Genomic DNA, 15885 nt, shown 5'->3' on the forward strand with positions numbered 1-15885 from the left:
TAAACCCATGTATTAAAGTTACTTAATCGTTTCTGTAATTTTGCCACAGGTTAACATTGATTTTCCATAATATGGATTTTTAATCGCTTGTTCATCACTTAACCAATACATTTTTTTCATTGGGCAGTAATCATAATAAACAGGTTTATCGGTTAATTTTACAGCTTTTGCCAATGCATATACATTTGTGGATAAGGTAGAGAAATGATCTCTCTGATGGTCAACATCCTTACTCTCAGCAATGTGTTCGGCATCTAAAACCAGCTTGTCTTTTAATAGGGCAAAAGCCTTTTTGTCTTTTTCAGAAAGCTTTTTAGCATCTACAGCCTTTACTGCACTTAAAAGTACAGTTGCTTTTGATGCAGCTATATTGGCATCGCTGCTTACAAGTGCATTTTTAACGTCATAGTACGAGTTTAGCAATTGAGGAAAGGCATTGTCGCCTTGCTGTGCAAAAAGATGATTAGCACTAAAAAACATGGCTAACATTAGCAAGGATAAAAATAATTTTTTCATTTTATTATAGATTTAGGGTTTACAGCATCAATCTGACCATGACAGCGGGAATTGCTGTGGCTTGATGGAGCACCGAAAAGCAAAAACATGCCATGATTATAAATTTATGATACAAAATTATAATCACGACAGCAGGAAGTGTTACACTATAACCGATAAAAGTTATATAATTTCTGAGCTTAGGCAATCATTACAGAAGTCATGGTTAAAGAACCACCTATTGCTTTATCGTTAAATAATGTAGCCTCTTCATTTCCATTTTGCAGGCCTAAAGTGTACATTAATGGGAGGTAATGCTCTGGGGTTGGTATGGCCAACATGGCAGCGTTACCCATACTTTGATAGTTGATCAAGGGTTCATGGTCTTTGTTGGTGATCAGGGTTTTGAATTTGTCATTCATGTCCAATGCCCAATCGTAGCCTCCACCTTTAATCATGTCCCAGCTTACCATTCGTAGGTTGTGAACCATATTGCCACTCCCTAAAATCAGTACTCCCTTTTTGCGAAGTGCAGAAAGTTCTTTAGCCAGTTCATAATGATAACGGGCATTTTTGGTATAATCAATACTCAATTGTAAAACAGGAATATTAGCCTCGGGATACATGTGTTTAATGACCGACCAAGCGCCATGATCTAGACCCCAATCGTGGTCTAAAACAACATTTGTTGAGTGTAATAAGTCTGCCGTTTCTTTGGCCAATTCTGGGTTGCCCGGGGCAGGGTATTGTACATCAAAAAGCGCTTGAGGAAACCCGCCAAAATCATGAATGGTAGGAGGAAAATCCATCGCTGTAATTTTTGTACCCCTGGTAAACCAGTGAGCAGAGATAATGATTACAGCTTGTGGAACAGGAATAATCGAAGCCATTTCGGCCCATTTTGTGCTAAACTCGTTTATTTCAATACCATTCATGGGCGAACCATGACCCATAAAAAGCGTGGGCATGATAGCTGTATGGTCAAGATCAGAAGTGAAGTTATTGAATTGATGAAGGGTTGTCATGGTTAAAGTTTTAAGCAGATTGGCTATTCATTATTTGTGGTAACAAATAAAAAGCCAAATATTTTTTTGCCATAATGTATTACAAATATACGGCAACAAGTGAGCTAGATCCATTGACATATGATAATAAACAAAATGAATAAGATGTATCGCTATGGCTTGATCAAAAGCATATCAATATGAGGGATTCCATCTTCTAGGTAGGTATCACTACACTGTTCAAAGCCAAAATCTGAATAGAACTTTTTAAGGTAAAGCTGGGCGCCAATTTTAATGGTATTGGTATGATAGGTTTGTAAAGTATGTTCAATACTTTTCTCTATTAAAGTAATGCCTACCCCAAGCCCTCTGTAACGTGGGGAAGTAATTACCCTGCCAATGCTTGCTTCTTCAAAAGAAATACCAGGAGGCACTAAACGGGTATAAGCGACGAGCTCATTACCATTCCAAGCCATCAAGTGAAAAGATTTTTTATCCTTTCCATCGATATCTTGATAAACACAATTTTGTTCCACTATAAAAACCTCACAACGCAAGTGTAAAATGTCAAAAAGCTCTATGGTGGTTAACTCATTAAAATTTTTATAAACCCAAGTTAGTTGCATAAGCTATTTTCTTTGATAATGGGTTTTAAGCTAAGTTTCGACCTGCATTTACAATACCATAAACCGTGCGGATGGCCAATTTTTCATAAGCCTGTCGTTGCGCTTCATTTAATGGATGTTGTAGTTTTTCTAAAGCATAATGCTGAATAAGCACCAATGGTAAAATAATTTTCTCGCGAACGGCAATTGAACGTTTTTCTACAGGATAGTTTTCCATTAAACTTTGGTGACCTGCCAGTTTGAGCAACATGCTTTTCGAAAGCTCAAATTCTTGATGTAGAATTTCCCAAAATGCGCCAAATTTTTTGTCTTTTGCCAAGTAGGCAGTAATTTCAAAATCAGATTTACTCATAGACATCATACAGTTATCGATGATAGTTTTAAAATAACCCGATTGTTGGTAGGTTTTGCTTACCTGAGCCCAATTTCCGGCCTTTTCTTGATTTTTCAAGGCCGTTCCAATGCCATAGAAACCTGGGATATTCTGTTTCAATTGGCTCCATGATGTAACAAAGCTAATGGCCCTTAAATCTTCTAATTTTAAATCTTCGCCAGCATTTCTTTTTACTGGGCGGCTACTGATGGTTATTTTTGAAAGTAGGCTTAAAGGCGATAAAGTTTGCAGATAGGCTAAAAACAAAGGATGTTTGCGTAAGGCTAGAAAAGATTCATAACTATCATTGGCCATAATTTCGAGCGTGTCGTAATTTTCGGTATCCAATAACACATTGTGCTTTTCTTTAACGCCTGAAGAAATCCCCGCATTGATCAATTGTTCGATATTGAATTCGGCACTATCTATAGAACCATATTGTGAGCTGATGGTCTGCCCTTGAATGGTCAATTGGATATTTTTATTGGCGATTTCTTTACCCATTGAGGCATAAAAACGATGTGTTTTGCCTCCTCCACGAGATGGTGGTCCACCACGGCCATCAAAAAAGGCCAATTTAACCTTATGTTTTTCGGCTACTTTAGATAAGTTAACCTTAGCTTTAAAAATAGACCAGTTTGCCATGAGGTAACCTCCATCTTTGGTGCTATCAGAAAAACCTAACATGATGTCTTGTTTTCGGCCACGGCTAGCCAAATGTTTTTGATAAAATGGATGGGTATATAACGTTTCCATAATTTCATCCGCACCAGCTAAATCATTTACGGTTTCAAAAAGAGGCACAAAATCAATGCTTAATTCATCAGCCTCCCAGCCATTCCATAAAAACAATTCTATTAATTGTAAAATGTCGCTAGCCTGTTGGCAGTTGCTGATAATAAATCGATGACAGGCTTTCTCTCCATTGCTCTGTTGCATTTCTTTAATCTGCGCAATAGTTTGTAGGGTATCTTGCACCAAACTGTCTTGCTCGCCACTGTATATAATTTTGGCATTTCTAAAGGAGAGTGCCTTTAATTTATCAGCTTCTGGTAACTGATCATAATCCTCGTTAAATAAAGCGTTGATTGGTTTTTGTTGACGGCAATACGCATGTACATCTCTTAAAATCCGGCTGTCTTGTCTAATGTCTAATGAGGCAAAATGGCTGCGGTACAGCTCAACTTTACGCAATAAATCATCAACCAGGTCTACAAAAAGACTGTCGTGGTCTGCAGTTAAAATTCCTTTGATCTTGTTAAGGTTGGTGATCAAGAAATCAGAGATATCTTTTGGTTCTAGGTTGCTATCGAAAGCATTTTTATACAATACATCCTGCAAAATGGAAATGGTATCCTCAACGCCTCTAAAGGTAATTCTGCGTTTTAAATTTCTAAAATCGCGGTAATAACACCTAAATAAAATTTGACGAAGCATTTTAGAAACTTGTAAAGTCGTTTCTGGATGAACATTTGGGTTGCCATCTCTATCGCCACCTGGCCAAAAACCCAATTCGATAATTTTTTTAGGATCGATATGATATTCGTTCAGCAACTGGTTTAATCCAGATTGAATATTGGCTGCGGCGAAATAAAATACATTTTCTAAGTACCAGGCCAAGCTCAAAGCTTCATCAACAGGTGTTGGCGATTTTTTGTTAAAAAAGGGAGTTTTTCCTAACTGTTGCAGCAACTGGTTAATGGTGCTAATGTCATTTTCTCTAATGGCAATGGTTAAATCGTTGATAATGGCCAGCACGCTACCAGGATAGAACTGGGTAGGGTGAGCTGTTAACACTAAACGAAGAGAGAATTCTTCAATAAGTTGGTCTACCTTTTCATGTAGTTTTTGATCGTCATTAGCCTTTAAAAACAAGGCTCTTAAAGAACTTTGTTCATCGCTTACATTGAGTTTGTTAAACGAGGCATCTTCAACGGCATCAAACAATACCACTTGCCTTTCTATATACTGGATGAACCTAAAAAGAAGGTCGATAATTTCTTGCGAATCGGTATTGGGCGTATATTTTTCAAAAAACCGCTCAATTAGCTTTGCTGGGGTTTCGTGGTTCTTTACCCCTTCTTCGCAACTTTTTATAAATAAGGGAAGTAGAGTTCCTGTATCTTTTACTTTATAAAACGGTAAGGTTAAAAATAAGCTGTTATAAAGCTCAAAACGAGAAATAACCTCATTATTAAAAATAGATTCGCGTTGACTAGTAGGTTGGTGTGCTTGCATGCTGATAAGGTAAGAATAATGAACCTTAACAACAAAAATAATACAAAAAGGGACAAAAAAAATGACAATTATAATTTTTGAAATTTTGCAAAAAATCCCTACCTTGTATTTTATTAAAGGTTAAAAAATCTTTTAAAAGTATCCACGAGGTCTTCTTTAACGAAAATCTTGTGACTAATTGTTAATTTTTTGGGAAAAAACAGCCCTGGTATTTATATCAGGGCTGTTTTATTTTAGTGGGCATCAACCGGAACATTTACGTTCTTTTTGAATTTTTGCAGGTACAGCAAAGGAATAGAACACAGCAGCACCATACCAGCTACCCAGTAAGCATCGCTATAGGTGAGCAATAAGGTCTGTTTAACTACCGAGCCTTCAATCGCTTTCATGGCCATAACCTTGGCATCTAAATACGAAGCTCCTTTGGCCATGAAATTATGGATAAACCCATTTAATCTTTCTGTAAAAGCAGGGTTATATTCGTTTACGTTGGTTAACAAGTTATTTCTGTGGAAACCTTGACGGGTGTGGATTAAAGTAGTTAAGGCTGCAATACCGAAAGAACCACCCAATTGACGCATCATGTTATTTAAACCAGAACCTTGACCAATTTCTGTACCTTTTAAGTCTTGCATAGCTAAGGTGGTTAATGGAACAAATAACAATGCCATTCCAATACCTCTAATTACCAATGGCATAAAGAACTGATCAGTACCGGATGATAGTGTAGATTTGCTCAACATATCGCAAAACACAAAGAATAAGAACATTCCTATGGTAGCCATAAACTGTGCTGGAATTCCTTTTTTAAGGAACATGCCGATAAAAGGCATCATGGCAATGGTACATAGTCCACCTGGGAATAAGATTTCGCCAGTTTGTAACGGAGAGAAGCCTAACAAATTCTGACAGAAAACAGGGAAAACGAATACCGATCCATATAAACCAAAGCCTAAAATAAAGGATGTAAACATGCCAATAGAGAAGCTTCGGTGCCGCATAATTTTAAAGTTGACGATCGGGTGGTCGGTACTGAGCTCTCGCCAAATAAAGAGCAATAGCCCGAATACTGAAGTTACAGCCAATACGGTAATGTAAGGCGTAGCAAACCAATCTTCACTCTCTCCTTTTTCTAAAAGGGTTTGTAAACTACCAACAGCAATGGCCAATAACAAAATTCCCCACCAATCTACCGGCAGTCCTTTTCCATCTTTTGGCGTCTTTTTAATAAAGGTAATGGTACAATAGGCGGCGAGGATACCGACGGGAATATTTACATAAAATATCCAAGGCCAATCGCTAATTTCTAAGATGTAACCACCAATGGTTGGTCCAACAGTTGGTCCAACAACGGCACCTAAACCAAATAGCGCTGTTGCAATGCCTACGTCTTCTCTAGGCCATGTTTCTAAAAGGATAGATTGGGCCGTAGAAATCAATCCACCACCAGCTAAACCCTGTAAAATACGGAAAGCGATCAGTTCCTCTAACGAAACTGCATTACCACATAAAAAAGAGGCAATGGTAAAGACAATAATTGAGGTTAAGAAATAATTCTTACGGCCAAAGCGACTGCCCAACCAACCCGACATGGGCAAGATGATTACGTTCGCAACAGCGTACCCTGTAGATAACCAGGCGATGTCCTCGAGGGTTGCACCTAGGTTACCTTGTATCTGAGGGATCGCTACGTTTACAATGGTGGTATCTATCAGCTCCAAAAGGGAAGCTGTAATCACCGTAAACGTAATGATCCATTTTTTAAAACCTACTTCGGCCATTTTTATTGATTTAGATAGATACAGAAACTTTAACGCTCATTCCTGGGCGTAGTTTTTCTAAAAGCGCTTTGTCTTTAGCTAAAAGTTTAATTTTTACGGGTACACGTTGAACCACTTTTACAAAGTTACCTGTGGCATTATCAGGAGGTAATAAAGAACCTTTTGCGCCAGTAATTGGGGCAAAATTGTAAACTTCTCCTTCTAATGGTTCATCGGTATAAGCGTCTACTACAATTTTAACTTTTAGGCCAGTATGTAATTTCTCTAACTGCGTTTCTTTAAAATTGGCAGTTACAAACAAACTGTTTTCATTTACAATGGCAAACAAAGATTGACCTGCCTGTACCAATTGTCCTTTTTGAACATTCTTTTTAGACACGATACCAGTTGCAGGTGCTTTGATCTCTGTGTAGGATAACTGTAATTTGGCAAAGTCTACATCAGATTGACGCTGAGTTACACCAGAATTACTTACACCCAATTGCGATTGAGTGGTACCTACCTGTTTAACTGCAGCATTATATTGATCTTGTGCGGCTTGATATGCTGCCTGAGCGGCTGCTTTAGCTGCTTCTGCCGATTCTTTATTGGCGTTTGCCTGATCGAAAGCTTGTTGTGTAATTGCACCATCTTTAATCAAGTTTGCATAGCGATTGAAGTCTTTCTGTGCCAAGTTTAATTTAACATTTGCCGCTTCAACATTTGATCTGGCAGCTTCTATATTTGCTTTTGCCGTACTTGTATTTGCTGAAGTTGCAGTAATTTGTGCCTGCGATACACCCACACCTGCATTGGCGCCTGCCTGCCCAGCTTGTGCCTGTTCTAACTTAATTTTGTAATCGCGGTCATCTAAAGTAACCAGTACTTGTTCTTGGCTAACTTTGGTGTTTTCTTCAAAATTAATGTCCTTTACATAACCACCTACACGGGCTACTACCGGACTGATGTCTCCATCAATTTGTGCATCATCCGTATCAATGTGTTTGCTAGAGTATAAGTACTCGTTAATACCGAATACGGCTCCTAAAACAATTAATACACCTAATATAATGGGAAGAACTTTGTTCTTCTTTTTTGCTTCTGTTGTCATTATTGCTGTTGTTATGGTTATATTATTGTGAAATTTTTCCTGTTGATTTTAATAGGGTATAATAAGATAATTTGGCATCGGCCTTGGCCAGTTCTAAATTGATCTTAGCTTGGTATAAAAGTGTTTCTGCATCAATTCTATCGGTAACAGAAGCAATGTTGTTCTTATATTTCGATTCTAATAAGCGATCATTTTCAGTGGCTTGGGCAATTGATGTTTCGAGCACATTGATTTTTTGTAGCGCTAGCTTATAGTTCTGGTAATTTTTGTTCAGTTCTGTTTTTACATTGTCTGATAAAATATCCTTCTGTAGCCCGATTTCTTTTTGTTGGATTTTAGCTTCAGAAACCTTGTTTTTATTGGTCCATAGCGAAGCCACGTTCCACGAAACGGTAGCGCCAACCGTAATGGGCACAATAAATTGTTGCGATGGTGGAATAAAACTGCCACTTGGATTGATGTAATACAGATTGGCACCTACACCAACCGTAGGGCGTGTATTGGCCTTAATGGTTTTAATGTTGATACCGGCTACTTTATCTTGCAGATCGAGCTGTTGTAATTCTTGGCGATTGGCGAAAGCCTTGCTCATATACGTACTTAAAGACTCAACGTTGTTTAAAGGCAAATCGCTTTCAGCAATGGCAATATCTGTTTCTTCAGGTAGGCCTAAAAGAACATCCAAGTTGTAATTGACAATTTTGCGGTTGTTCTCAATCTCCAAATCTGTTAAAGAAATATTAGCTTGTTGCAATTGAAATCTTAATACATCGTTTTTGGTCACAATCCCTTGTTCAAAAAAGCGTTGTGCTTGTTTCAACTGACTAGCAATTGCCTCTAAATTTTGCGCCACAACTTTTTTGCTTTGCATTAATTTAAAGAGCGAAAAGTAAGTATTGATGATGGCGTAACTCACTTCTTCCTTATTTTTATCGGCATCTAAACGGGCAACATCTGTTAAAAGTTTGGTCGATTCTTGTGCATACCTGTACTTGCCACCACCATAAACTACTTCTTGCACAGCAGCGGTACCTACAAAAGCATCGGCCCTGTTGGGCAAATGAATTGGATTACCGCCACCAATGCTCAAGGTATTGGTAGGAATTTCGGCATGGTTATACAAAAAGCTTGCTGTTGCCGTAGGAAGCACATTGTCTTTTACAACGGCCAGTTTAGCTACAGATTCGTCTATTTTGTTTTGCGCCAGTTTGAGGTTTTTGCTATTGGCAATACCCAGATCTATAGCTTCCTGTAAGCTTAGTTTTTTAATGGATTGTGCATGTAAAACTGCTGGCAACAGTAGAACAGCTAAGAGCGATTTGATTTTATAATTGATCATTTTTGGGGAATTGTTAAATGTGTTAAGATGAGGTCTTGTAGGTAGCGAACCAATCGATCTCTAAGGGCCTCTTTGTCTTTTTTATTGTTCATATCGAAATTCTGATCTGGTACCACTTTGTTGGGCGATGTAGCCACCATGTTAATGGTACCCATAATGCTGATGATCGTCATTCGGATATCAACCTGTCTGAAAATCTTTTCCGTAATTCCTTTTTGAATAATAGATTCGATCACCGTAAGGTTTTGCGCCATAGCCTCCTTAATTTTTAAGAATATTTCAGGTCTTTGGGTTAAAGAAAGCTCTCTGTGCATTAGTTTATGAAAAGAGATGTTTAAAAAGATACGTGCACTATATTGTTCAACAACCTTTAACATCTTTTCTTTAGGAGAGATTTTTTCTTCATCAATTGCGTTTAACTGCGATTTGAAGCCAGAGATCCTCGACTCCATAATTTCTAATAAAACGCCTTCCTTGCTACCAAAATAGTAATTGATCATGGCCATATTGGCACCAGATTCTTTGGCAATTTGACGGGTAGAGGTTCCTTCGTAACCAAATTCACAGAACAGCTTTTCTGCTGCTGCGATGATGTCGGTTCTTTTATCAGTTTTTTCCATTTGTTTTTTTGACAGCACAAAATTAATCAATCGATTGATTAATTTCCAAATTATATTTGACTTCTTTTACAATTGGATGATAATTGGTTAATTTAGCTAGCTCAACGTTTAAACTAAACCCTATTGATAATGACGAAATTCATCTTAAAACTATGTGTGCTGTTGCTTTTTTTGCCCTTATTGTCTTTTAATGTATCGTACACAAAATACGATGGCAGCAATAGTTGGATTAGGATAAATTTGTTGGGTTATCAACCTTCGGCCAGTAAAGTGGCCATTTGGGCAAGCAAGACCAACCAATTGCCAGAAAAGTTCGAATTGATTGATCAGCAAACAGGTAAAATAGCCTATAGTTCAAAAGCAATTCAATCTTTTGGTGCTTATGGACCCTTTACCGCTACAGCTCGGCTTAATTTCTCTGATTTTAGAACAGCAGGTAAATATGTGATCCGGATAAATAACATTACCTCGCCTGAGGTGATTATTAATACTGATGTTTATCGCCATACGGCCGATTTCGCTCTGCGTTACATGCGCCAACAACGCAGCGGATTTAATCCTTTTTTAAGAGACAGTTGCCATACCCGCGATGGTTTTGTGCTTTATGGTGCAAAAGCAGGGATTAAAGACAGTACGCACATGGATGCTTCTGGAGGTTGGCACGATGCCAGCGATTACCTGCAATATTCAACCACATCAGCCAATGCAACCTATCATTTGTTAATGGCCTACAGAGATTTTCCGCAAGCTTTTGGCGATGAAAAACAAGCCAATGGTTTAGAGGGCAAAAATGGCATGGCCGATGTATTAGATGAGGCCAAATGGGGTTTAGATTGGTTGCTGAAAATGCATCCAAAAGACAATATCATGTTCAATCAACTGGCAGACGATAGAGACCACATTTCCATGCGCATACCTAAAGAAGATAGCCAATATGGAAAAGGCTTTGAACGACCTTTGTATTATATAGATGGAGCGCCTCAACAACGCGGCAAGTTTATGAATAATACCAAGGGAACGAGCTCTACTGCGGCAAAGTTTAGCAGTGCTTTTGTATTGGGTGCCCAGCTTTTCGAATCGAAAGATAAATTGTATGCACAAAATCTCTCCAAAAAGGCGAAAAGTGCTTTGGCCTTTGCCAACATCAAAAAAGGAGTAACACAAACCGTATCCGTTAAGTCGCCTTATATTTATGCAGAAGACAATTGGGTTGATGATATGGAGCTGGCTTATGCCTCAATTTTACAGTCTACCAATGCAAAAAATAGACAAAACAGTTTAGCCGAAGCATTTGCTTATGCCCAAAAAGAAACCATTACACCTTGGCTAGCTAGAGATACCGCTAACCATTATCAGTATTATCCTTTTGTAAATATTGGGCATTACGAATTAGCTAAACAAAGTAAAGGTGCGCAAAAAGCACAGCTGATTAACTATTACAAGCAGGGCATTGAGCAGGTGTGGGCAAGAGCAAAAAAGAATGCTTTTTACAGAGGCGTACCTTTTATCTGGTGTAGCAATAACCTAACGGTAGCCTTTGCCATGCAATGTTTTTGGTATAAACAATTGAGTGGCGACCAAACTTTTACAGAATTGGAACAGGCAAATTTCGATTGGATTTTTGGCTGTAACCCTTGGGGCACAAGTATGGTTTATGGCTTGCCAAATTGGGGCGATACGCCTACAGATCCACATTCGGCATTTACACATTTGAAAAACTATCCGATTGATGGTGGCTTGGTAGATGGGCCAGTATATACCAGTATTTATAAAAACCTAATCGGTATTCAACTGACAAAACCAGATGTTTATGCAGATTTTCAAAGTGATCTGGCAGTTTACCATGATGATTATGGAGATTACAGCACCAATGAGCCTACCATGGACGGAACAGCATCGCTCGTTTATTTACTGGCGGCGTTTGACAGTAGGGTGAAACCCATCGACAAAGATTTCCAAAGTTTGCAGGGTGCAATTATTAGAGGCAGAACGAATGAAAAGAAAATTGCATTGGTTTTTACCGGAGATGAATTTGCCGATGGTGGAAAAAGTATCCAGACTACTTTAACCAAAAATAAGGTAAAAGCATCGTTCTTTTTTACAGGTCGATTTTACCGTAACCCTGCTTTCAAAGGAATGATAACTGGATTAAAGGCCACTGGTAATTATTTGGGTGCTCATTCTAATGCGCATTTGTTGTATAACGATTGGACAAAAAGAGATAGTTTGTTGGTTACCAAAGCTCAATTTACCACAGACCTCAAATCCAACTATCAGGCCATGCAAGCTTTTGGGATAACCCAAAAAGATGCGCCTTATTTTTTGCCTCCTTACGAATGGTACAATCAACAGATTTCAGATTGGACCAATGATATGGGCTTACAATTGATCAATTTTACTTCTGGAACCCGTTCTAATGCAGATTATACTTATCCAGAAATGGGTAAAGCTTACCGAAGTAGTGCAGAGATCTACCAATCGATTATTGATCATGATCAAAATAAAGCAGATGGTTTAAACGGATTTATCCTTTTACTGCATATCGGAACAGACCCAAAAAGAACAGATAAGTTTTACAATAAGCTGCCAGAATTGATCAATTACTTAAAAAAATCTGGTTATGAAATGGTCAAAATCAACGAATTATTAAAATCAGCACGTTAAATGCCTCCATATTTTTAAAATAAATATTTACCTTTGGCGCAAATCTTATACAAAAATGAGTACAGAAGAAAATAAAAATAGCTTTGAGTGGGTTTGGTATGTAATTGGCCTTTTAGCAGGAATGTTAGCTGTTATTGCGGTAACTACTAGTTTTGGCTGGGTTCTTTTAGGCGGAATATTTGGCCTAATCTTCGCAGGTCTGTTTTTGAACAAAATTGTAAAAGGCCGTCAATACTAGGTCTTAAAAAATATAACTTAATCCTTTTTGTGATGAAGAAATTAAGCCTATGCCTTTTATTGGCATTATTTGGCCTTGCCGTAAATGCACAAACTGCTGCAGTTAAGTTTCCAAACGTAGATTCAAGTCCGATGGATGCGGTCTATTATCCTTTAAATGCTGTAAAAGTTAAAAAGGAAGACACTTCGATGCCAATTATCAAAGTTTTATACTCCCGTCCGATGAAAAAAGGAAGAGAAATTTTTGGGGTATTAGAGCAATTTGATAAGGTTTGGCGTTTAGGCGCAAATGAGAATACCGAAATCTATTTTGATAAGTCTGTTAACATTGGAGGAAAAAAGATAAAAGCAGGTAAATATGCTTTGTTTGCTATCCCTAATAAAGATAAATGGACCATTATTGTAAATAAACAAACCGATAGATGGGGCGCATTTAATTACGATGAAGCAAAAGATATCATTAGAGTAGATGTTCCGGTAACCAAGTTGGATAAAGTAATTGAGTCTTTTTCAATGACATTTACCGACCTAACAGACGGAGCTAATTTGGTAATTGCCTGGGACACTACCCAAGTTACTTTGCCGATTTACTTTAAAAAATAAAAATATTGATCTAATATAAAAAGGGAGGTTTTAACCTCCCTTTTTTTGTGTAGCTGTTTTTCCTTTTCTTAAATAACCATCTAAATAAACAAGGACTAAAACCACATCAACAATGATAAATAACTGAACAGAAAGTGGAGTGATCAGTTTATGGACATCAAAAGCAAAGTTTATTTTTGGCATATTGCTACTAAGGCTTAAATCACTTTTAGCAATCGCATAGATGAATATACTGAGCAATGGGATAATGAAAAGCGTAGCAAAAGCATAAACAATTCGACGATCTACTTTGGTTTTTAAAGCCACGGGTGGAAGTTCTAGCTTTACCTGTTCCATTACATTACGGGTAAAGGACATAGAGGGTTCTTCAAAGTCAAGTTTGTTAAGCTCGTGATGAACTGCAAGCAGCTCTTGATAAGTGCTGTAAAACTGATGGTCGATGGCTAGTTGAGTTTCGATTGCTAATTTTTCGGCTGGCTCACAATGGCCATCAATATAATTCCAAAGTTGTTCTTCTATTGTGTTCATATCAATTCCTTTACTTCGTCTTTTAACAAATATTGTAATTTTTCTTTCAAGCGCAACCTTGCCCTGTGCAGTTTTACTTTGATGGTATTTGGCTCCATATTTAGTGCTTGGCCAATTTCTTCTAAGCTTTGCTCTCCCTTATAAAACAGTGTAATAATGGCGGCATCATCTGGTAAAAGCAGGTCAATTGCTTGGTTTAAATAGGCATGACTAGATTTTTTTTCTATCTGGTCTGCATCAAAACCCGTTCCACTATTGGCAATTTGCAATACATGCTCATCGTCATTAATAGATTGGGTATCAAGCCTCTTTTTCCTTAAAAAAGTCATTGCCGTAGTGTAAACAATCGTATACAACCAGGTTGAAAACTTTGAGGTTTGCTTAAAAGTTCCCAATGCCCGATAAGCCTTCACAAAACAGTCTTGCGCAATCTCCTCTGCGTCTTCCCTGTTTTTGGCAAAACGCAGCGCCAATGTAAATACAAAGCGCTGATGACGTTTTACCAACACCGAATAAGATGCGGTATCGCCAGCCAGTACTGCTGTAATTATAGCTAAATCTGTTTCTTCTTGCTGCATATGATAGGAGTGAGACGCAGGTTCTTCCAATCAGGTTACAGCAATTTACGAAATTATTGAGCTTTACCCTCGGCAAAAAGTTTAAGCCCTAAAATAGAAATGATCAAAGTGGTGATAAAGAACATTCTCCAGAAGCTAAATGGTTCTTTAAAAAAGATGATACCTACCATTACTGTTCCAACTGCTCCTATGCCTGTCCATACTGCATAAGCGGTTCCTAAGGGTAATGTAACCGTTGCTTTGTTTAAAAATACAAAGCTCATAATGGCACAAACCAGAAATCCTGCACCCCATTTTAGGTTTGCAAAATTGTTCGATAATTTTAAACAGGTGGTAAACCCGATTTCTAAAACACCCGCAATAATTAAATAAATCCAACTCATAATTTTATTTTTTTTGCAAAGATGGGGTTTGCGGATAGCCCAGCCTTTAACATTTGTTAAAAAATAAATCTATTTCAGGTCGGCTCTAATTCTGCTCAAGGTTACTTGTGTTACGCCTAAATAAGAAGCAATATGCCCCAATTGCACCCTTTTAAGTAGAGAGGGGGTTTGAGTAATCAATTCATCATATCGTTCTGTAGCACTTCTGAACTGTCTGTTAATCAATCGCTCCTCGGTCTTGATCAGCTCTTGCTCGGAAAGTTTTCTGCCCCAATTGGCCAGGCCTATATAAGTAGCATAGAGCTTTTGGAGCGTATGGTCTGAAATCCGATATAAGATACTATCCTCTAAAAGCTCAATATTCTCGTAACCCGGTTGCTGATTGACATAACTATTGTAAGATAAGATGAGGTCGCCCTCTTGGCCAAACCAGAAAGTAGCTTCCTGTTTATCCGTATAACAATAGGCTCGAGCAATTCCTGTTTCAATAAAATAGAGGTAACGCTCTACCTTATCGGCGCTGATAATGATATGGTTTTTGGAAAACGCCACCTGTTCCATTGCATTTAACAATAGTTGGAGTTCTGTTGGTGCCAATGCACAGATGCTGTTAATTTTTTTAAGGATGTTTTGCAAAGGTTTATACTTTTAGCTAAGATAATAGAAAGCGCAGATATTTTTTAGTTTATTGCTGTGTCTGTGGTTTGTTAAACCCGGTTGTAGCGGACACGAAGACGAGGAACGAGGCGAAGTAAAGCGGAAGACGGGACTGACATTAAAAGAGAGATGGTTCTGCTTTCTTAATCGGTTTTAAAACATTGGACTCCAATTTTAATACGCATTAAATTTTTTTTGGGATTGGGTGTAACCTAATTTTTTTTGCTGTTGTCATAGTATTCAGAACACGGTTCAGAAACAAAAAGAATTTTTAACACATCAAAAAATAAAATCATGGAAGAAATATTAATACCCATCACATTTTTCATCTGTACTTTTGGTATGGTATTCGGTATCAGGTACCTTTCAAACAAAGAAAAAATGGCAATGATAGAACGCGGCATAGATCCAGGCGTTCGCAAATCAACACCACAACCCTTTTTAAGCCTAAAATTTGGTTTATTATTAGTTGGCCTAGGTATTGGCCTATTGGTAGCCTTGTTTACCGTAAGAGGGGTTTTTGGCAGTCAAATGAATGATATAGAAGAAGGACAGGGCGTTGCCATTTACTTTGGTTGCTTAGGTGTTTTCGGTGGCTTGGGCTTAATCGTTTCTTATATCATCGAGAAAAAATGGTTAGATAAACAAGGGTAATCAGAAAGTTATTGG

The 15885-nt window shown here is 37.9% G+C and carries 16 protein-coding genes; 4 read left to right on the top strand and 12 right to left on the bottom strand.

Going from position 1 to position 15885, the window contains the following annotated elements:
- Positions 1 to 18 precede the first annotated feature (18 nt).
- From AQF98_RS20755 to AQF98_RS20790, 8 genes are all read right to left on the bottom strand, one after another.
- Positions 19 to 516 carry a DUF3347 domain-containing protein gene (locus tag AQF98_RS20755; protein ID WP_055133886.1) on the bottom strand — a complete coding sequence of 166 codons (498 nt, stop codon included), beginning with the start codon at positions 514 to 516 and terminating at the stop codon, positions 19 to 21.
- 179 nt (positions 517 to 695) lie between these two features.
- Positions 696 to 1520, bottom strand: coding sequence for a 4,5-DOPA dioxygenase extradiol (gene ygiD, locus AQF98_RS20760; RefSeq protein ID WP_055133887.1), 825 nt, complete (start codon positions 1518 to 1520; stop codon positions 696 to 698).
- 152 nt (positions 1521 to 1672) lie between these two features.
- Positions 1673 to 2125, bottom strand: a complete 453-nt coding sequence (locus AQF98_RS20765) for a GNAT family N-acetyltransferase (RefSeq protein WP_055133888.1) — start codon at positions 2123 to 2125, stop codon at positions 1673 to 1675.
- 25 nt (positions 2126 to 2150) lie between these two features.
- Positions 2151 to 4736 carry a phosphoenolpyruvate carboxylase gene (locus AQF98_RS20770; RefSeq protein WP_055133889.1) on the bottom strand — a complete coding sequence of 862 codons (2586 nt, stop codon included), beginning with the start codon at positions 4734 to 4736 and terminating at the stop codon, positions 2151 to 2153.
- 233 nt (positions 4737 to 4969) lie between these two features.
- Positions 4970 to 6517 carry a DHA2 family efflux MFS transporter permease subunit gene (locus AQF98_RS20775; protein WP_055133890.1) on the bottom strand — a complete coding sequence of 516 codons (1548 nt, stop codon included), beginning with the start codon at positions 6515 to 6517 and terminating at the stop codon, positions 4970 to 4972.
- A 10-nt stretch (positions 6518 to 6527) separates the two neighbouring features.
- On the bottom strand, positions 6528 to 7607 hold the full coding sequence (locus AQF98_RS20780) for an HlyD family secretion protein (protein ID WP_055133891.1): 1080 nt from the start codon (positions 7605 to 7607) through the stop codon (positions 6528 to 6530).
- A 22-nt stretch (positions 7608 to 7629) separates the two neighbouring features.
- A complete protein-coding gene (locus AQF98_RS20785) occupies positions 7630 to 8946 on the bottom strand; it encodes a TolC family protein (RefSeq protein ID WP_055133892.1) in 1317 nt (438 codons plus the stop codon).
- Entirely contained in the window at positions 8943 to 9566 is a 624-nt protein-coding gene (locus AQF98_RS20790; RefSeq protein ID WP_055133893.1) for a TetR/AcrR family transcriptional regulator, read from the bottom strand. The genes AQF98_RS20785 and AQF98_RS20790 overlap by 4 nt, the downstream gene beginning before the upstream one ends.
- Before the next feature lie 129 nt (positions 9567 to 9695).
- Between AQF98_RS20790 and AQF98_RS20795 the strand changes: the two genes are divergently transcribed.
- The 3 genes from AQF98_RS20795 to AQF98_RS20805 are packed head-to-tail and all read left to right on the top strand — an operon-like array spanning position 9696 to position 13070.
- Complete coding sequence (locus AQF98_RS20795) at positions 9696 to 12230, top strand: glycoside hydrolase family 9 protein (RefSeq protein WP_055133894.1); 2535 nt, start codon at positions 9696 to 9698, stop codon at positions 12228 to 12230.
- A gap of 55 nt (positions 12231 to 12285) precedes the next feature.
- Positions 12286 to 12468: a hypothetical protein gene (locus AQF98_RS20800; RefSeq protein WP_055133895.1), complete on the top strand. Its 183-nt coding sequence runs from the start codon at positions 12286 to 12288 to the stop codon at positions 12466 to 12468.
- 32 nt (positions 12469 to 12500) lie between these two features.
- Complete coding sequence (locus AQF98_RS20805; RefSeq protein WP_055133896.1) at positions 12501 to 13070, top strand: DUF2911 domain-containing protein; 570 nt, start codon at positions 12501 to 12503, stop codon at positions 13068 to 13070.
- A gap of 30 nt (positions 13071 to 13100) precedes the next feature.
- Here the strand turns inward: AQF98_RS20805 and AQF98_RS20810 are convergent, their stop codons facing one another.
- The 4 genes from AQF98_RS20810 to AQF98_RS20825 all read right to left on the bottom strand — a co-directional run bounded on the left by AQF98_RS20810 (position 13101) and on the right by AQF98_RS20825 (position 15195).
- Positions 13101 to 13598 carry a hypothetical protein gene (locus tag AQF98_RS20810; RefSeq protein WP_055133897.1) on the bottom strand — a complete coding sequence of 166 codons (498 nt, stop codon included), beginning with the start codon at positions 13596 to 13598 and terminating at the stop codon, positions 13101 to 13103.
- Complete coding sequence (locus AQF98_RS20815) at positions 13595 to 14176, bottom strand: RNA polymerase sigma factor (RefSeq protein ID WP_055133898.1); 582 nt, start codon at positions 14174 to 14176, stop codon at positions 13595 to 13597. Before AQF98_RS20815 ends, AQF98_RS20810 begins: the two co-directional genes overlap by 4 nt.
- 53 nt (positions 14177 to 14229) lie before the next feature.
- Positions 14230 to 14559: a multidrug efflux SMR transporter gene (locus tag AQF98_RS20820; RefSeq protein WP_055133899.1), complete on the bottom strand. Its 330-nt coding sequence runs from the start codon at positions 14557 to 14559 to the stop codon at positions 14230 to 14232.
- A gap of 69 nt (positions 14560 to 14628) precedes the next feature.
- On the bottom strand, positions 14629 to 15195 hold the full coding sequence (locus AQF98_RS20825) for a Crp/Fnr family transcriptional regulator (protein ID WP_055133900.1): 567 nt from the start codon (positions 15193 to 15195) through the stop codon (positions 14629 to 14631).
- Between the two features lie 315 nt (positions 15196 to 15510).
- Between AQF98_RS20825 and AQF98_RS20830 the strand changes: the two genes are divergently transcribed.
- A complete protein-coding gene (locus AQF98_RS20830; protein ID WP_055133901.1) occupies positions 15511 to 15870 on the top strand; it encodes a DUF6249 domain-containing protein in 360 nt (119 codons plus the stop codon).
- Positions 15871 to 15885: the final 15 nt, after the last annotated feature.

This window comes from Pedobacter sp. Hv1, assembly GCF_001412215.1.
In the GTDB taxonomy this organism is placed as follows: domain Bacteria; phylum Bacteroidota; class Bacteroidia; order Sphingobacteriales; family Sphingobacteriaceae; genus Pedobacter.